Below are 17,933 nucleotides of genomic sequence, written 5' to 3'. Positions count from 1 at the left end.
TGATTGCGTCATGGCCGGCAATTTAGGCCGTGACAGCCACCCAAGCAAGCGCTTGGGCAGAAGTTGTGCTCCCAGTTTACAAACCAAGCGCTTGCTTGGTAGTCTCGACCCAGCGATTTTCCAGAGAAGGACTTCCCATGGACAAGACCGTTCGTATCGGCTGCGCCAGTGCATTCTGGGGCGACACCAGCACCGCCGCCGCGCAGTTGGTGCAAGGCGGCGCGCTAGACTACCTGGTGTTCGACTACCTGGCGGAAGTGACGATGTCGATCCTCGCCGGGGCGCGGATCAAAGACCCCCAGGCCGGCTACGCCACGGATTTCATCGAAGTGCTGGCGCCCTTGCTCGGCGATATCCAGCGCCAGGGCATCCGGGTGATCAGCAACGCCGGTGGCATCCACCCCCAGGCCTGCGCCGCCGCCTTGCAGGCCGCCTGCGACCAGGCCCGGGTGCCGCTGAAAATCGCCGTGGTGCTGGGCGACGACCTGCAACCACAGTTCAAGCAACTGCAGGGCATCGAGGATATGTTCAGCGGCGCGCCGTTGCCGGCGATGTGCGTGTCGACCAACGCCTACCTTGGCGCGCCGGGCATCGTCCAGGCCCTGCAACTGGGCGCCGATATCGTCATCACCGGGCGCGTGGTGGACAGCGCGGTGGTCAGTGCGGCCCTGGTGCATGAATTCAACTGGGCGTGGCAGGACTACGACCACCTGGCCCAGGCCGCGCTGGCCGGGCATATCATTGAATGTGGCGCGCAGTGCACCGGCGGCAACTTCACCGATTGGCGCCAGGTGCCGGACTACGAGCACATCGGTTTCCCGATTGTCGAAGTCAGCGCCGACGGCCAGTTCACCGTCAGCAAAGTGCCGGGCACAGGCGGCCTGATCAGCCAACTGAGCGTCGCCGAACAACTGCTGTATGAAATCGGCGACCCGCGCGCCTATCTGCTGCCGGATGTGATCTGCGACTTCAGCCAGGTCACCCTGGAGCAACAAGGCGAAAACCGCGTGCGCCTGCGCGGCGCCAAGGGCCTGGCACCCACCGACCAGTACAAAGTCAGCGCCACCTACCCCGACGGTTTTCGCTGCACCGCAAGTTGCCTGCTGGCCGGCATCGATGCGGTGGCCAAGGCCGAGCGGGTCAGCCAGGCAATCATCAACAAGACCTCGCAGCTGTTCAGCCAACGCGGCTGGGCGCCCTACAGCGAGGTCAACATTGAATTGCTCGGCAGCGAAGCCACCTACGGCGCCCACGCCCGGCGCCAGGACTGCCGCGAAGTGGTGCTCAAGCTGGCGGTGCGCCACCCCAGCAAACAGGCGCTGGTGCTGTTCGCCCGGGAAATCGCCCAGGCAGCCACCGGCATGGCGCCGGGCCTGACCGGCATTGTCGGCGGCAGGCCCACGGTGTACCCACTGATCCGCCTGTTTTCATTCCTGATCGACAAGAGCGCGTGCCGTCTGAGCGTCGACTTCCAGGGCCAGTCCCACCCCTGCGAACTGCCTGCCAGCGCGGCCCTGGGTACGCCTCACGCGCCCCTCGACCCGCCCAAGCCCGAAGGCCGCGCCGATGCCAGCGTGCCCCTGGTCAAACTGGCCGTGGCGCGCTCCGGTGACAAGGGCAATCACAGCAATATTGGCGTGATTGCGCGGCGGCCCGAATACCTGCCGTGGGTCGCCGAAGCATTGACCCCGGAGGTGATCGTCGACTGGATGAGCCATGTGCTCGACCCACTGCACGGGCGCGTCGAGCGCTGGTACCTGCCCGGCAGCCACAGCCTCAACTTCCTCCTCGAAAACGCCCTGGGCGGCGGCGGTATCGCCAGCCTGCGCATCGACCCGCAAGGCAAGGCCTTTGCCCAGCAACTGCTGGAAATCCCGATTGCCGTGCCCCGTCACCTCGCCGATCAACTCACCTAAGGAACTCCTGCCGTGGCCTTCGACTCGATCTTCAAAGCCGACCTGTTCCAGGGGCAAACCATTATCGTCACCGGCGGCGGCAGTGGGATTGGCCGTTGCACCGCCCATGAGCTGGCGGCACTCGGCGCCCATGTGGTGCTGGTGGGGCGCAAGCCGGAAAAACTGCAACAGGTCACCCAGGAAATCAGCGAGGACGGTGGCCGCGCCAGTTGGCAGGCCTGTGATATTCGCGATGAAGAGGCAGTGAAGGCACTGGTCAGCCAGGTCATCGAAGCGCACGGGCCGATCCACGGCCTGGTGAACAATGCGGGCGGCCAATACCCCTCGCCCCTGGCGTCGATCAATCAAAAAGGTTTTGAAACCGTGTTGCGCACCAATCTGGTGGGCGGTTTCCTGATGGCGCGGGAAGTGTTCAATCAGTCGATGAGCAAACACGGCGGTGCCATCGTCAACATGCTCGCCGACATGTGGGGCGGCATGCCCGGCATGGGCCACTCGGGCGCGGCGCGCGCGGGGATGGACAACTTCACCAAGACCGCCGCGTTCGAGTGGGGTTACGCCGGGGTGCGGGTCAACGCAGTGGCGCCGGGCTGGATCGCCTCCAGCGGCATGGACACCTACGAAGGCGCATTCAAGGCAGTGATCCCGACCCTGCGCGAACATGTGCCACTCAAGCGCATTGGCACCGAATCGGAAGTCAGCGCGGCGATTGTGTTTTTGCTCAGCCCCGCCGCCGCGTTCGTCAGCGGCAGCACGCTGCGCATCGACGGTGCGGCCAGCCTCGGCAGCCGCGCCTGGCCGCTGCACAAGGCCCAGCCGCCGAGCCCGTCGTTCAATGGTTTTCACCGCGCCTACCTGCCGGATGTGCTCAAGGAGGGCCAATAAACCATGCCGGTCATCGACTCCCAACTCGACACCCACAGCCCGCAGTTCGCCCAGAACCGCGAGGCCATGCTCAGCGCCATCAACCACCTGCGCCAATTGGAACAGAACCTGTTGGACAAGGCCGCCGAGGCCAAGGGCAAGTTCGACAAGCGCGGCCAACTGCTGCCCCGTGAGCGCCTCAACCTGTTGCTCGACCCCGGCGCGCCCTTCCTCGAACTGGCGAGCCTGGCCGGCTATAAGCTGCACGACGACAAGGACGGCAGCGCCGCCGGTGGTGGGCTGATTGCCGGTATCGGTTATGTCAGCGGCGTGCGCCTGCTGGTGGTGGCCAATAACAGCGCAATCAAGGGCGGGACGATCTCCCCCAGCGGCCTGAAGAAATCCCTGCGCCTGCAACAGATCGCCATGGAGAACAAACTGCCGGTGGTGACCCTGGCCGAAAGCGGCGGCGCCAACCTGAATTACGCAGCGGAGATTTTCGTCGAAGGCGCGCGCAGCTTTGCCAACCAGGCGCGGATGTCGGCCATGGGCCTGCCGCAGATCACCGTGGTGCACGGCTCGGCTACGGCCGGCGGGGCCTATCAGCCAGGGCTTTCGGATTACGTGGTGGTGGTGCGCGGCAAGGCCAAGCTGTTCCTGGCCGGCCCGCCGCTGCTCAAGGCCGCCACCGGCGAAGTGGCCACCGATGAGGAACTGGGCGGCGCCCAGATGCATGCGCAAACCGCCGGCACCGCCGAATACCTGGCACAAAACGACGCCGATGGGGTGCGTATCGTGCGCGAGATTGTCAGCCTGCTGCCCTGGGACGACCGGCTGCCGCCCCAGCCGGCGCGGGCCTATGCCGAGCCGCTGTATGCGATTGAGGAACTGCTGGGTTTGATCCCCGAGGACCCGAAAAAACCTTACGACGTACGGGAAATCATCGCGCGTATCGCCGACGCCTCCAACTTCCTGGAATTCAAGGGCGAGTTCGATGCCCACACCGTCTGCGGTCACTTGCAGATCCAGGGCCGGGTCTGCGGGTTTATCGGCAACAACGGCCCGATCACGCCCAAGGGCGCGAGCAAGGCCGCGCAATTTATCCAGCTGTGCGACCAGAGCCAGACGCCGCTGCTGTTTTTCCACAACACCACCGGTTTTATGGTGGGCACCGAATCCGAACAGCAAGGCGTGATCAAGCACGGCGCGAAGATGATCCAGGCGGTGGCCAATGCCCGCGTGCCCAAGCTCACGGTGGTGGTCGGCGGTTCCTACGGCGCCGGCAACTATGCGATGTGCGGCCGTGGCCTGGACCCACGCTTTATCTTCGCCTGGCCCAACAGCCGCACCGCCGTGATGGGCGGCGCCCAGGCCGGCAAGGTGCTGCGCATTGTCACCGAGGCCAAGCAATTGAAAGACGGCCTGGTGCCCGACCCCAAGGTGCTCGACATGCTCGAACAGGTCACCGCGCAGAAACTCGATAGCCAGTCCACGGCCCTGTATGGCAGCGCCAACCTGTGGGACGACGGGCTGATTGACCCGCGGGACACCCGCACGCTGCTGGGCTACCTGCTGGATATCTGCCAGCAAGCCCAGGTGCGCCAATTGCAACCCAACAGCTTCGGCGCCGCGCGCTTTTAACGATCAGGAGAACAATAAAAATGATCTTCACCCAGGAACACGAAGAGCTGCGCCGTACCGTACGGGGTTTTGTCGAACGCGAGATCAACCCCCACGTCGACGACTGGGAAAAAGCCGGGCGCTTTCCCATCCACGAGATTTTCCGCAAGGCCGGCGACCTCGGCCTGCTGGGCATTTCCAAGCCTGAGAAGTTCGGCGGCATGGGCCTGGACTACAGCTACTCGATTGTCGCCGCCGAAGAGTTCGGCACCATCCGCTGTGGCGGTATCCCCATGTCCATCGGCGTGCAGACCGATATGTGCACCCCGGCCCTCGCACGTTTTGGCTCCGATGAGCTGCGCGATGAGTTCCTGCGCCCGGCCATCAGCGGCGAACAAGTGGGCTGCATCGGCGTCTCGGAAACCGGTGCCGGCTCCGACGTGGCCGGCTTGAAAACTCACGCCCGCAAGGACGGCGACGACTACGTGATCAACGGCAGCAAGATGTGGATCACCAACTCCCCCAGCGCCGACTTTATCTGCCTGCTGGCCAATACCTCGGACGGCAAGCCCCATATCAACAAGTCGCTGATCATGGTGCCGATGAGCACCCCCGGTATCAGCGTCAGCCCGCCCCTGGAAAAACTCGGCATGCACAGCTCGGAAACCGCCCAGGTGTTTTTCGATGATGTGCGCGTGCCCCAGCGCAACCGCATCGGCCATGAAGGCGCGGGGTTCATGATGCAAATGCTGCAATTTCAGGAGGAACGGCTGTTTGGTGCGGCCAATATGATCAAGGGCCTGGAGGCCTGCGTCGACAGCACCATCGCCTACTGCAAGGAACGCCAGACCTTCGGCAAGGCCCTGATCGACAACCAGGTGATCCACTTTCGCCTGGCCGAACTGTCCACCGAGATCGAATGCCTGCGCGCGCTGGTCTACCAGGCCACCGAGCAATACATCAAGGGCCAGGACGTGACGCGGCTGGCCTCGATGGCCAAGCTCAAGGCCGGGCGCCTGGGCCGCGAAGTCAGCGACAGCTGCCTGCAATACTGGGGCGGCATGGGCTTTATGTGGGACAACCCGGTGGCCCGCGCCTATCGCGATGTGCGCCTGGTTTCGATTGGTGGCGGCGCCGACGAGATCATGCTGGGGATCATCTGCAAACTGATGGGCACGCTGCCGGGGAAAAAGTCGTGAAGGCCTGTGAAACCCTGGTGCTGGAACCGCACAACGGCGTGCTGCACATCACCCTCAACCGCCCGCAGAGCCGCAATGCCATGAGCGTGCAGATGGTCAGCGAACTGCGCGCAGTACTGGCGGATGTCGCGCCTGACGAGCAGGTGCGGGCATTGGTGATCAGTGGTGCCGGCGGGCACTTCTGTGCAGGCGGCGATATCAAGGACATGAGCGGCGCGGGTAGCCGTGAAGGCTTGCGTGATCTGAACCGGGTGTTTGGCGCGCTGTTGCAGGAAGTCGAAGCCCTGCCGCAGGTGGTGATTGTGGTGTTGCAGGGCGCGGTGCTGGGCGGCGGGTTTGGCCTGGCGTGTGTCAGTGACATCGCCATCGCCGATCACCAGGCGCAGTTCGGCTTGCCGGAAACCAGTTTGGGCGTGCTGCCGGCGCAGATTGCGCCGTTTGTGGTGCGGCGCATCGGCCTGACCCAGGCCCGGCGCCTGGCGCTGACTGCGGCGCGGTTTGACGGGGTCGAGGCGCAGCGCCTGGGGCTGGTGCATTTTGTCGAGCATGACCCCCAAGGGTTGGCGCAGCGCCTGGATGAGGTGTTGGGGCAGGTATTGCGTTGTGCACCGCGCGCCAATGCGCGGACCAAGGCGCTGTTGCTCCAGAGCCTGGATCAACCGTTGGAACTGCTGCTGGACCAGGCTGCCGATTGGTTTGCTGAGGCGGTGACCGGGGAAGAAGGAATCGAGGGGACGCGGGCGTTTGTGGAGAAGCGCAAGGCCAGGTGGGTGAGTTGATCTTGAAAACACCACATTCCCTGTGGGAGCTGGCTTGCCTGCGATGCGGGCACCTCGGTCTGTCAGGGATACCGAGATGATGCAATCGCGGGCAGCCAGCTCCCCCACAAGCCCGCACCTGCGCAACCAATCAAACAGGGAGCGAAAATGCCCAGTTTCAATAAAATACTGATCGCCAACCGCGGCGAAATCGCCTGCCGGATCCAGCGCACCGCCCAAGCCCTGGGCTACCGCACCGTGGCGGTCTATAGCGAGGCCGACGCCGACGCCCTGCACGTACACATGGCCGACGAAGCCGTGAACATCGGCCCAGCCCCGGTGCAGCAGTCGTACCTGAACATCCCGGCCATCCTCGAGGCCGCACGCCTCACCGGCGCGGACGCGGTGCATCCAGGCTATGGCTTTCTCTCGGAAAACCCGGAGTTCGCCAAGGCCTGCCTCGCCGCCGGCCTGGTGTTCATCGGGCCCAGTGCCCACGCCATCGAGTTGATGGGCAGCAAGCGCCTGTCGAAAATCGCCATGCTCGCCGCTGGTGTGCCGTGTATTGCCGGCTACCAGGGCAGCGCGCAGGACGACGCCACCCTGCAAAGCGAAGCCGAGCGCATCGGTTACCCACTGATGATCAAGGCCAGTGCCGGCGGCGGCGGACGCGGCATGCGCCTGGTGCACACGGCTGCGCAGTTGCTCGAACAACTGCACACGGCACGCTCCGAGGCCCTCAATGCCTTTGGCAGCGACGAGTTGATTCTGGAGCAGGCACTGATCGCGCCGCGCCATGTGGAAATCCAGCTGTTCGGCGACGCCCACGGCAACCTGATCTACCTGGGCGAGCGTGATTGCTCGGTGCAGCGCCGCCATCAGAAGGTCATCGAAGAAGCGCCCTGCCCGGTCATGACCAGCGAGCTGCGCCAGGCCATGGGCGAAGCGGCGCTCAAGGCCGGGCGCGCCGTGGAGTATGTCGGCGCCGGCACCGTGGAGTTCCTGCTGGACCGGGACGGACGCTTCTATTTCCTGGAGATGAACACCCGCCTGCAGGTGGAACACCCGGTCACCGAACTGATCACCGGCCTGGACCTGGTGGACTGGCAACTGCAAATCGCCGCCGGCCAGCCCCTGCCCTTGCGCCAGGAGCAAGTGACGCTGAGCGGGCACGCCATGGAGGTGCGCCTGTACGCCGAGGACCCGGCCCAGGGTTTCCTGCCACAAACCGGCGAGGTGCTGCGCTGGGAGCCGGCTGCCGGGGTGCGGGTCGATCATGGCTTGCTGGCCTCCCAGCGCATCAGCCCGTTCTATGACCCGATGCTGGGCAAGATCATCGCCCACGGCGCCACCCGCGAAGAGGCGCGGCGCAAGCTGCTACGCGCGGTGCAGGACTGCGTGCTGCTGGGGATCGCCAGCAATCAGCGCTTACTGGTGGACTTGCTCGAGCACCCGCAGTTTGTCGCGGCGGATTTCAGCACCGGGTTCATCGCCGAACACTTCAGCGACATTGCCCGCCCCGCCATCAGCGACGAACAACTGGCAGTGGCCGCCGCACTGTTCTATCGGCACAGCGCGGCAGCGCATCACCCTGCCCTGGCGGGCTGGCGCAACAATGCCAGCGTGCCCTGGACCTATCGCCTGGGTGTTGATGAGCAGCGTCATGAGGTCAGCGTGCGGGTATTGGCGCAGGATCACGTGCAAGTCGGCGCTGTCGATATCCACATCAAGGGCAGCGACGGGCACTGGGCCAGCCTGGTCATCAACGGCATCCGGCGGCGGCTTGCCTATCACCTGCAAGGCTCCCAGCTCTGGCTGTTGTACTCAGGTCACAGCCTGTGCGTGAGCAACCAGACGCAAACCGTGGCCAGTCGGGAAGCGGCCGCCAGCAGCGGCACGGTCAAGGCGCCGATGGACGGTGCCATCACCCTGCTGCAGGTGCAGGAGGGGGATGTGGTGAGCAAGGGCCAACTGTTGCTGGTGCTTGAAGCGATGAAAATGGAGCACCCGCTCAAGGCAGGGATCGATGGGGTGGTCAAGGCCATTGCAGTCACCGCCGGCGATCAAGTGCGTAATCGCCAGGTATTGCTGCAGATCGAGTAGCCCTGGGCGGAACTACCAGGCTTGGCTACGCTCTATCCCCATCAGAAAGGGATGAGTACGGGAACCTGCGATGCCTGATTGGCTGATTATTGATCTTGAAGCCACAACGGATGACGGCGGCTGGCCCGTGTCAGAGATGGAAATCATTGAGATCGGCGTGAGCCTGGTCAACCGCCAGGGCCGCGAGCTGGACCATTTCCAGCGCTTCGTGCGGCCCTTGCGCCGGCCGTTGTTGACGCCGTTCTGCCGCCAGTTGACGCACATCAGCCAGGCCAATATCGACAGCGCGGCGCCCTTGACCGAGGTCTGGCCACTGTTTGAGCGCTGGCTGGGCCAGCATCATCCGCGCCTGGAAAGCTGGGCCAGTTGGGGTGACTATGATCGCCAGCAACTGGAACTGGAGTGGCAGCGCCATGGCCTGGCCAGCGTGCTGGCCCAGACGCCCCATGTGAACCTCAAGCAACGCTTCGCCAAGGCCCGGCGCCTGGACAAGCCATTGGGGCTCAATGGCGCCTTGCAACTGGCGGGCATGCAGTTCAACGGCCAGCAACACCGGGCACTGGAAGATGCGCGCAATACGGCGCGTTTGCTGCCGTTGATTTTGCCCGTGTAGAAGGCATACTGGCCGACCTTTCTTGCCCCTTTTTTCGAGGATTCACCCATGTTCAAAGTCAATGAGTACTTCGACGGCACCGTCAAGTCGATCGCCTTCGGCACCCCAGAAGGTCCGGCGACCATCGGCGTCATGGCCCCGGGTGAATACGAGTTCGGCACCGCCCAGCGTGAAATCATGCACGTGGTCTCGGGCGCGCTGACCGTCAAGCTGCCAGGCAGCGACAGTTGGGAAACCTTCGCCGCCGGCAGCCAGTTCAATGTGCCTGCCGACAGCAAGTTCCAGCTCAAGGTGGCTGTAGACACCGCCTACCTGTGCGAATACCGCGGCTAAGCCTTTCCCGCGCACAAAAAAATGCCCGTCTCGCTGAGACGGGCATTTTTCATAGGGCCTGGGTTATTCGAGGATCGTCACCGGCATACCGACTTCCAGGTGGCCCACCCCGTCATTGACCAGGTTCTGGCCGAACATCACACCATCGGGCTCCTTGCGGTAGGTTTCCAGGGTCGCCAGCGGCTGGCGGTCGGCGCTGCGCTCACCCGTTGCCGGGTCGATGGTGGTGAGGATGCACCGCGAGCAGGACTTGACCACCCGGAACTCTACCTCCCCGATGCGCAGGCGCTTCCAGCCGTCCTCGGCAAAGGCCTCACTGCCTTCGATCACCAGGTTGGGGCGAAAGCGCAGCATTTCCATGGGCCGGCCGATGCGCTGCGACAAGTCGTCGAGGGACGCCTGGCCGATCAGCAATAGCGGGAAACCGTCGGCGAATGCCACTTGGTCATCATCCTTGCCATAGCCGGCCGCCGTGGTGCGCGCGCGCTCCAGGGGCACCTGCACCAGGCGGGTCGGTTTGCCGACAAAGTCGCTGACCCAACGCGCGGCTTCATCGCCGGCATCGGGAACCCGCAGGGTGTCGCGCCAGATGGTCACACCGCGCAACTCGGCGTCAGCGCCGGGCAATGCCACGTCCAGCGTGGGCTGGCCAGCAGCACTCAAGGTCAGGCCTCCAGCGCCGTTCCAGAGGGCCGACAACTGACTCATCTGCGCTACCGCGCGCTGGGTCAGGAAGCGCCCGTTGGCCTCGTCCACCAACATCCAGCGTCGATCCCCGTCCAGCCCCAGTTTATCCAGGCCGATATGCGCCAAGGTCTCTGCCTTGCCCGACTTCAAGGGGTACCGATACAACGCGCTGAGACGAAGCATGAGCCTGGGTTCCTGTGAACAAAAACGTCACCCTATACGAGCACGCTGCCAGAATCAAAACTTCCCCGGTCGGCAACGTGGCCAGAAGGTATCAGGCTGGGACTTCGTCCAGCATCAGGCGCTGGCGCACCACATCCACCAACTTGTCGGGCTGGAATTTGGAGAGGAAGTTGTCGCAACCGACCTTCTTCACCATCGAATCGTTGAAGCTGCCGGACAACGAGGTATGCAACACCACATAGAGGCCACGCAGGCGCGGGTCGTTGCGGATCTCGGTGGTCAGGCGGTAGCCGTCCATCTCGGGCATTTCGGCGTCGGTGAAGATCATCAGCAACTTGTCGGTCATTACCTGGCCGCTGTCCGCCCACGCCTTGAGCATGTTCAAGGCCTTGAGGCCATCACTGGCGATATGCATCTTCACCCCCAGTTGACCCAGGGTGTCACGCAGTTGCGACAGGGCCACGTTGGAGTCATCCACCAGCAACACTTCGCGGCCACGGGCACGTTCGAGGACCGGGTCCTCGAGTTTTTCCCGGGAGACCTTGGCGTTGTAGGGCACGATCTCGGCGAGGACTTTTTCCACGTCGATGATTTCTACCAACTGCTCATCCACCTTGCTGATGGCCGTGAGGTAGTGCTGGCGACCGGCGCTGGCCGGCGGAGGCAGGATCGACTCCCAAGTCATGTTGACGATGCGGTCGACGCCGCCCACCAGGAAGGCCTGCACCGAGCGGTTGTACTCGGTAACGATAATGGTGCTGTTGGGCCCCGGCACCAGCGGACGCATGCCGATGGCCTGGGACAGGTCGATCACCGGCAGGGTCTGGCCGCGCAGGTTGACCACGCCGCAGACAAACGGGTGGCGCTGTGGCATCAGGGTCAGCTTGGGCAACTGCAGGACTTCCTGCACCTTGAACACGTTGATCGCGAACAACTGACGCCCGGCCAGGCGAAACATGAGGATCTCCAGGCGATTCTCACCCACCAATTGCGTGCGTTGATCTACCGTGTCGAGAATGCCAGCCATTGAAGACTCCTGGGTGTGCTGAAAGATTTGCTGCCTACTGGAGAAGGTTATCGGCAGACGGCGCCAGACCTTGACCCTGGGTAAAATGCCACGTAAATGCATTGATGTCACACTGACATCATGCTTTACTGGCATCACCTCCCATCCGGGAGTCAAGCGGCGCCGCCAGACCCTCAAACGGTCACAAGGTTCCGCCATCTAGGGGGTTCCCCTAGTCGCAATCAGGTCCAACCTGATATTCGCAATATCCAATAGCCATTAATGTGACGCCATTCTCATTGCATGAATGGAGTCAGGCTTTTGTTTGCTATCGCAAGCCCGCGGCCCAAGGGCCTTCCAGGCGTTATCGCCTGGGCAATCGAAGTCATGCGAACACCCCTGGTTGTTTCCACTGCACGCAGCGCCAGCCATCGCGACGCTGATCACTCAAATAAAAGTACTACTCAAAATTCAGAAACGAACTACAGATTCCGGTCATATTTCGGCGCTAGTTTGAAGCCGTTGCTACGGTGCTACATCTCATTATCTGACCGTATGTTGTGGAGACTTTCATGATGAACGACGGTAAAGAGTGGCAAGACGCACTTCCCGAGTTCCTCCTGGAGGCAGAAATGCTGCTGGCCAAGTCAGAGGAATGCCTGAGCCACCTGCATTTGATCCGCAACGATAACGACGCCATCGATTGCATGAAAAGCAGCTTGGTCAAACTTGCCGAAAAAGCCGATGCCATGGCGCTGCCAGCCATTGGCAATTTTTCCCGGCACATCCAGGACCTGATCAGCAACGCCCAAAGCCCGATGCAACTCCACGACGCGGCACTTGCCGCCCTGCATGACTGCCTGACGCTACTGGCCTGGCAGTTGGAATTGATCGATATCAAGACCGGTAAACTCAGCCTGGATGACGCCGAGCAAACCATCTTGATTGAAACCGTTGCCCAGCAGATTCCCCAGAAGGACGCTGGCACGCACTTTCGCCAATCCTTGCACTGCGCCTCCTAAACCTTTCGTGCGATTAAGCCAGGCCGCCAGCGGGCGACCAACTAAGTCTGCGGAAGGTATTTAGCCAGCCAACTATCAATAAGCCTGTATTGGTAATAACGATGCAAGTCTCGTTTAATAGTACAACTTGGGCTCGCTGAACTAAGTACTGCACAGGCGACCAACGGTAATTGTTGGTGGTACTATTACCGCGCTCGACGTGGCTGCCCCAGATGTAAGAAAATCCGAGAAGCCCCTCGAACCAACACCCAACTCACTCGCTTTCCAAACAGAGCCCGGCCAGCGGTCATGACCGGTCTACCCGCAGCGAACCTCCATCGGCTCCATCTGCTATGTACGCCAGCCCCAAGTCACTTATCGCCAGGTTCGTCTCCCCGGGCACTACCCGTTGGGTCACGCTTGGCCTGTGCCTGTGCGCGACCCTGGTCAGCCTGTGGGTGTATGCCCACGAAGCGCCGCTGCCGATATTTTTGCTGCTGCTCAACCTCGCCGCCCTGGCCGCAGCGGGCCTGCAGCGATGGCGCTCGCGTAAATCGATCAAGTTCCAGCCCCAGGAGTTGGCCGACCGCCTGTTGCAGGTCCAGGAAAACGAGCGTCATCGCCTCAGCCGCGAATTGCACGACGATATCGGCCAATTGCTGACCGCCGCCAAGCTGCAAAGCGATTGGCTGCAGCGCCGCCTCCCGACAGAATTGCAGGAACAGTGCGGCGTACTGTGCAACACCCTCAACGAAACCCTGGCCAAAGTGCGCGACGTGTCGGCCATTCTCAACCCACGGCAACTCACCAGCCTGGGCCTGGAAGCGAGCCTGCGCGCGCACCTGCTCAAGACCCTGGAAAACACCCCGGTGCACTGGAGCCTGGAATGCCAGCAACGCCTGACCGGGATTCCGGAAGAGATGGCCGTGGCAGCCTTCCGTATTACCCAGGAGGCCGTGACCAACATGCTGCGCCACGCCCAGGCGCGCAACCTGCTGGTGCGCCTGCGACGCTTGCCCCAGGGGCTCTCGCTGTTTATCAGCGATGACGGCCAGGGCTTCTCGCCCGCCACCGACCCAGGCCTTGCAGGGCAAAGCGGGATGGCGGGCATGTCCGAGCGCATTGATCAACTGGGCGGCCTGCTGACGGTCAATAGCCAACCCGGCTTTGGCACGCGGATCGAAGCGCTGTTCCCCTGGGCGCCGCGCACCCTCGAGCGGGCCAGTCCCCCTAAGGTTCTAGAGTGACCTGCAATTTACTCCTGGTAGATGACCACGCACTGATCCGCGCCGGCGTGCGCGCGCTGATCCTCGATATCCCCGGCTATGCGGTGATTGGCGAAGCCAACGACGGCGCGCAAGTGCTCGCACAATTCGACGCCTTGCAGCCCGATATCGTCCTGCTGGATTTGTCGATGAAGCACACCAGCGGCCTGGATGCGCTGCAGCAACTCAAGCACGCCTACCCCAAGAGCAAGGTGCTGATCCTTTCGATGCACACCGACCCGCAATTGATCATGCGGGCCCTGGAGGCCGGTGCCCACGGCTACCTGCTCAAGGACACCACCGCCAATGAGCTGGAACACGCGCTGCTGGCACTGCGCAACAACGAGCGCTACCTGAGCCCGGCGATCGCCCACACGGTGATCAACCAGGCCTTGATCCACAGCCAGTCCCACCCGGCACCTCCTACACAGCGCCACAACCTGACGGCACGCCAGCTGGAAATCCTGCGCCTGATCGTGCGCGGCAAGTCCACCCGGGAAATCGCCCACGGCCTGGGCCTGAGTATCAAGACCGTGGAAGCCCACCGCTCGCAGATCATGAAGCGCTTGCAGATTTTCGATGTGGCCGGCCTGGTGCTGTTTGCCGTGCGCGAACAAATCATCAGCCTGGACGATTAGCCAGCAACGGCGAATCCACCGGCAAGTGCACCTGCAAGGCCTTGGGCAAGGCGCAAAAACGCAGGTCATCGCCTTTGAGCGGCTCGCCATCGAGGTTGATGTCCAACCCTTCGGCCACCTTGATCTCCACCCACGGCAGGCGTGCCCGTACGAACAGGTTGTCCAGGCCCCAGCCGTCGGTCATCAGGCTGCGCAAGGTGCCGACCACTTCCTGGGGCGCGGGCAGGATGCTGATATCCAGCAGGCCATCATCGGCCAGGGCGCCCGGGCACAGCTCATGCCCGCCCCCGGCCTGGCGACCGTTGCCGATGCCCAGGGCCAGCAACTCGCCGCGCCAATGGAAGTCCGGGCCCACCAGTTCCCCATAGGCGGCCCGCAGCTCGCTGAAACGCGACAGGCCGGTGAACAGATAGGCCGCGCCACCCAATACCTTTTTCAGGTCTTCGGAGGTGTTGGCGGTAACCTGGCTGCCAAAGCCGCCGGTGGCCATATTGAGGAACACCTGCCCGCCCACCTCCCCCAGGTCGATGGCTTGCGGCGCCACGTCCAGCAGCTCCAGCGCCAGGCGCGGCTCCAGCGGCACCCCGGCCGCCCGGGCGAAGTCATTGGCGGTGCCCAGGGGCATCAGCACCAGGCTGGCGTCAGTCTTGGCGCGTGCCATGGCCTCGGCCACGTCGCGCAAGGTGCCGTCGCCGCCGCCCGCGATCAGGCGTGTGTAGCCGGCATCCAGGGCTTCACCTACCAGGCGCTGGGCATCGCCGCCCTCCCAGGTGACACGCACCGCCAGCTCCCACCCCTGCTCGCGCTTGCCTTGCACTGCCGCCCGCACGTCTTCGTTGAGGGCTTGCTTGCCGTGCAGAATCAACAGTGCCTTGGGTTTGCTCATGGGGTGAAGCTCCTATCTTTGGAGGGGACCTGAGGGATGTTGACCTTCAGCAGTCAGAAAAAAGCCATTGGGCTGTAAATTAATTCTTCAGCCCAACACTTCACTCAGGGGAATGAAATTCACCCGGTCACCGATGGCCAAGGTGCTGCCCTCCCGTACTTCCACCAAACCCTCGGCCCAGGCGGCGCTGCGCAATACACCAGAACTCTGGTTCTGGTAGATCACCGCCCGCCCTTGCTCCAGGCGCCCGCGCAGGTATTCGCGACGGTTGCCCGGCTTGGCCCAGACGAACCCTACCGGCACCTCGAAACGCAGGGGCTGCACCACCTCGACCCCCTGGCGGCGCAACAGGTATGGCCGTGCCAACAGGGCGAACGTGACCAGGGTGGACGCCGGGTTCCCCGGCAGACCGATCACCGGCACGCCGCGAAAGTGGCCGAAAGTCAGCGGTTTGCCAGGCTTGATCGCCAGCTTCCACAAGGCCAGTTCGCCCTCCTCGCGCAGTGCGATACCGAGGAAATCCGCCTCTCCCACCGAGACCCCGCCGGTGGACAAAATCAGGTCCACCGAACCCAGTGCGCCGAGGCGGGTACGGGTCAGTTCCAGGTCATCGGGCAGGATACCCGCGTCGATCACCTCGCAACCCAGGCGTTGCAACCAGCTGCACAACACCCGCCGGTTACTGTTGTAGATCTGCCCCGGCCCCAACGGCAGGCCGGGCTCGATCAATTCATCGCCCGTCGACAGCACCGCCACACGCACGCGCCGCACCACCGCCAGGCGGTCGCGCCCCAGGGAGGCCGCCAGGCCCAGTTCAATCGGGCCGAGCCGCGTACCCGCCGTCAGGACTTCTTCGCCGACCGTAGTCTCCTGGCCCTTGGGCCGGATGTTTTGCCCTACGTGCAGCGCCTGGGTGAAGCGCACGCGCTGGTCGGCTTGCACCTCGGCGTTTTCCTGCATTTCTACGCAGTCGGCGCCTTGCGGGACCGGGGCGCCGGTGAAGATCCGCGCGCAGGTCCCCGCCGCCAGGGGCTCCGGGGCTTGCCCGGCGAAAATACGCTGGCTCACCGGCAGCGGCTCACCCGTCCAATCGGCAGTGCGCAAGGCGTAGCCGTCCATCGCACTGTTGGGCCAGGGCGGCAGGTCAAGGGTGGAGACCAGCGCCTCGGCCAATACGCGCCCGTCGCACTCAGCCAATGGCAGGTATTGCTGCTCACGGATTGGCGCGGCCTCGGCCATGTTCAACAAGCGCTCAAGTGCTTCTTCTACCGGCATCAACGCGCCGGTCTTGCCCGGCTTATCCACGGGATTCACACGGTTCGGCCAGCTTGAGGTGCGGCACAAAATTGCACGGGCGATGGCGGGCATCCAGTTGTTCGGCGAGAATCCCGTCCCAACCGGTACGCACCGCGTTGGTGGAGCCCGGCAGGCAGCACACCAGGGTGCCATTGGCCAGGCCGGCCAGGGCGCGGGACTGCACGGTGGAGGTGCCGATATCGGCCACCGAGATCTGCCGGAACAGCTCGCCAAACCCATCCACCTGCTTGTCCAGCAGGCAACTGACAGCTTCCGGGGTGCTGTCGCGGCCGGTAAAGCCGGTACCGCCGGTGATCAACACCACTTGCACCACGTCCTCGGCGATCCAGTGCGCCACTTGCGCACGGATTTTGTAGAGGTCATCTTTGAGCAGTACCCGCTCGGCCAGGCGGTGGCCGGCCGCGAGCAGGCGGTCAACGAAGACTTGCCCGGAGGTATCGGTTTCCAGGGTGCGGGTATCGCTGACGGTCAGTACAGCGATGTTAAGAGGTACGAAAGGCGCATCAGCCTTGGCTTTCATGGCTCGGTCCGGTTGTCTAAGAAACAGCCCGATGTTATATCACAGGCCCCTATTTCACTGCCTGCGCGGAGCCGTCATGCCATTCAATTCTTCGCCCCTGCCCTGCTCGATCCTGTTGCTGGCCGGCGGTCGCGGCCAGCGTATGGGCGGCCTGGACAAGGGCCTGCTCGACTGGCACGGGCAACCGCTGATTGCTCACCTGCACCAGTTGGTGCGGCCGTTGACCGATGACTTGATCATCTCCTGCAACCGCAACCAGGTGCAGTACGCCGCCTATGCCGACCAGTTGGTAAGCGACGACAGTCCGGACTTCCCGGGCCCCTTGGCCGGTATCCGCGCCGGGCTGGCCGCCGCGCGCCATGAACATCTATTGATCTTGCCCTGTGATGTGCCGCACATCGATGGGCAGTTGCTGGCAGACCTGCTCGACACCGCACGGCAACACCCACAGGTGCCGGTGATGATCCGCCATGGCGAGTTCTGGGAGCCTTTGCTCTGCGTCATACCGACGCGCCTGCGCGGTGATGTGGAGCGCGCCTGGCAGGCTGCAGAGCGCAGCCCGCGCCAGATCCTGCTGAAACTGGGGGCAAAGGCGCTCGAATGCGCCGAAAACGATCCGCGCCTGGCCAACCTCAATACACCAGAGTTGTTGCACCCACGCCCCGGCGTGTCAGAATGAGTGCTAGAACAAGGAACTTTGCCGACGTTGCACACGTCACAAGGTCAGAACTCAACACAGCATTACTCTCGGAGAAGACTCATGACTCAACGGACCATCGCCGCTCTCATGCTTGCACTGGGCCTTGCCACCCTCGCCGGTTGCGCCTCGCCAACAGTGATCACCCTGAATGACGGTCGCGAAATCCAGGCTGTCGACACCCCTAAATTCGATCAGGATTCGGGCTTCTACGAATTCGAACAACTGGATGGTAAGCGTACCCGCATCAACAAGGATCAGGTTCGCACCGTTAAAGACCTGTAAGTCTTAACGCCAGATACAACAAAGCCCGCTTTTGAGCGGGCT

Annotated in this window: 17 protein-coding genes and 1 pseudogene; 13 read left to right on the top strand and 5 right to left on the bottom strand. The window is 63.2% G+C overall.

What is annotated here, in order from left to right:
* Positions 1 to 137 precede the first annotated feature (137 nt).
* The 8 genes from HBO19_RS06290 to HBO19_RS06255 all read left to right on the top strand — a co-directional run bounded on the left by HBO19_RS06290 (position 138) and on the right by HBO19_RS06255 (position 9,406).
* A complete protein-coding gene (locus HBO19_RS06290) occupies positions 138 to 1,916 on the top strand; it encodes an acyclic terpene utilization AtuA family protein (protein WP_170057071.1) in 1,779 nt (592 codons plus the stop codon).
* 12 nt (positions 1,917 to 1,928) lie between these two features.
* Complete coding sequence (locus HBO19_RS06285; RefSeq protein WP_170042832.1) at positions 1,929 to 2,801, top strand: SDR family oxidoreductase; 873 nt, start codon at positions 1,929 to 1,931, stop codon at positions 2,799 to 2,801.
* A gap of 3 nt (positions 2,802 to 2,804) precedes the next feature.
* The gene (gene atuC, locus HBO19_RS06280; RefSeq protein WP_170057070.1) at positions 2,805 to 4,421 is read left to right on the top strand and encodes a geranyl-CoA carboxylase subunit beta; all 1,617 of its coding nucleotides are present in this window, start codon (positions 2,805 to 2,807) and stop codon (positions 4,419 to 4,421) included.
* Positions 4,422 to 4,441: 20 nt separating this feature from the next.
* Positions 4,442 to 5,599 (top strand): citronellyl-CoA dehydrogenase, encoded by a 1,158-nt coding sequence (gene atuD / locus HBO19_RS06275; RefSeq protein WP_170042830.1) that lies wholly within the window; start codon positions 4,442 to 4,444, stop codon positions 5,597 to 5,599.
* The gene (locus HBO19_RS06270; RefSeq protein WP_170057069.1) at positions 5,596 to 6,378 is read left to right on the top strand and encodes an enoyl-CoA hydratase-related protein; all 783 of its coding nucleotides are present in this window, start codon (positions 5,596 to 5,598) and stop codon (positions 6,376 to 6,378) included. The genes atuD and HBO19_RS06270 overlap by 4 nt, the downstream gene beginning before the upstream one ends.
* A gap of 147 nt (positions 6,379 to 6,525) precedes the next feature.
* Positions 6,526 to 8,460 (top strand): acetyl/propionyl/methylcrotonyl-CoA carboxylase subunit alpha, encoded by a 1,935-nt coding sequence (locus HBO19_RS06265; protein ID WP_170057068.1) that lies wholly within the window; start codon positions 6,526 to 6,528, stop codon positions 8,458 to 8,460.
* 70 nt (positions 8,461 to 8,530) lie between these two features.
* Positions 8,531 to 9,073 carry an exonuclease domain-containing protein gene (locus tag HBO19_RS06260; protein WP_169952571.1) on the top strand — a complete coding sequence of 181 codons (543 nt, stop codon included), beginning with the start codon at positions 8,531 to 8,533 and terminating at the stop codon, positions 9,071 to 9,073.
* Positions 9,074 to 9,121: 48 nt separating this feature from the next.
* On the top strand, positions 9,122 to 9,406 hold the full coding sequence (locus tag HBO19_RS06255) for a pyrimidine/purine nucleoside phosphorylase (RefSeq protein WP_169952573.1): 285 nt from the start codon (positions 9,122 to 9,124) through the stop codon (positions 9,404 to 9,406).
* Positions 9,407 to 9,469: 63 nt separating this feature from the next.
* Here the strand turns inward: HBO19_RS06255 and HBO19_RS06250 are convergent, their stop codons facing one another.
* Complete coding sequence (locus HBO19_RS06250; protein ID WP_170057067.1) at positions 9,470 to 10,276, bottom strand: MOSC domain-containing protein; 807 nt, start codon at positions 10,274 to 10,276, stop codon at positions 9,470 to 9,472.
* Positions 10,277 to 10,367: 91 nt separating this feature from the next.
* Positions 10,368 to 11,303, bottom strand: coding sequence for a chemotaxis protein CheV (locus HBO19_RS06245; protein ID WP_057960227.1), 936 nt, complete (start codon positions 11,301 to 11,303; stop codon positions 10,368 to 10,370).
* Positions 11,304 to 11,854: 551 nt separating this feature from the next.
* Between HBO19_RS06245 and HBO19_RS06240 the strand changes: the two genes are divergently transcribed.
* From HBO19_RS06240 to HBO19_RS06230, 3 genes are all read left to right on the top strand, one after another.
* On the top strand, positions 11,855 to 12,304 hold the full coding sequence (locus tag HBO19_RS06240) for a hypothetical protein (RefSeq protein ID WP_169952581.1): 450 nt from the start codon (positions 11,855 to 11,857) through the stop codon (positions 12,302 to 12,304).
* A 332-nt stretch (positions 12,305 to 12,636) separates the two neighbouring features.
* Positions 12,637 to 13,530, top strand: a complete 894-nt coding sequence (locus HBO19_RS06235; RefSeq protein WP_170042827.1) for a sensor histidine kinase — start codon at positions 12,637 to 12,639, stop codon at positions 13,528 to 13,530.
* The gene (locus HBO19_RS06230; protein WP_169952586.1) at positions 13,527 to 14,186 is read left to right on the top strand and encodes a response regulator transcription factor; all 660 of its coding nucleotides are present in this window, start codon (positions 13,527 to 13,529) and stop codon (positions 14,184 to 14,186) included. The genes HBO19_RS06235 and HBO19_RS06230 overlap by 4 nt, the downstream gene beginning before the upstream one ends.
* Here HBO19_RS06230 and yegS read toward each other — a convergent pair.
* From yegS to moaB, 3 genes and pseudogenes are all read right to left on the bottom strand, one after another.
* Positions 14,148 to 15,072: pseudogene (gene yegS, locus HBO19_RS06225) on the bottom strand (lipid kinase YegS); the annotation flags it as partial. The gene HBO19_RS06230 and the pseudogene yegS sit on opposite strands and share 39 nt — an antisense overlap.
* Before the next feature lie 87 nt (positions 15,073 to 15,159).
* A complete protein-coding gene (gene glp / locus HBO19_RS06220; RefSeq protein ID WP_169952592.1) occupies positions 15,160 to 16,386 on the bottom strand; it encodes a gephyrin-like molybdotransferase Glp in 1,227 nt (408 codons plus the stop codon).
* Positions 16,370 to 16,909, bottom strand: a complete 540-nt coding sequence (gene moaB, locus HBO19_RS06215; protein ID WP_029298095.1) for a molybdenum cofactor biosynthesis protein B — start codon at positions 16,907 to 16,909, stop codon at positions 16,370 to 16,372. Before moaB ends, glp begins: the two co-directional genes overlap by 17 nt.
* A gap of 76 nt (positions 16,910 to 16,985) precedes the next feature.
* Between moaB and mobA the strand changes: the two genes are divergently transcribed.
* Together mobA and HBO19_RS06205 are read left to right on the top strand one after the other, a co-directional pair.
* Positions 16,986 to 17,588: a molybdenum cofactor guanylyltransferase MobA gene (mobA, locus tag HBO19_RS06210; RefSeq protein ID WP_170042826.1), complete on the top strand. Its 603-nt coding sequence runs from the start codon at positions 16,986 to 16,988 to the stop codon at positions 17,586 to 17,588.
* A gap of 81 nt (positions 17,589 to 17,669) precedes the next feature.
* Positions 17,670 to 17,891, top strand: coding sequence for a YgdI/YgdR family lipoprotein (locus HBO19_RS06205; RefSeq protein ID WP_029298091.1), 222 nt, complete (start codon positions 17,670 to 17,672; stop codon positions 17,889 to 17,891).
* The last annotated feature ends 42 nt before the right edge of the window (positions 17,892 to 17,933 follow it).

The organism is Pseudomonas sp. WS 5021, from assembly GCF_012985535.1.
Lineage (GTDB): Bacteria > Pseudomonadota > Gammaproteobacteria > Pseudomonadales > Pseudomonadaceae > Aquipseudomonas.
Note: the sequence above shows the minus strand (reverse complement) of the source record. Positions and strands in the feature narration are given on the sequence as shown.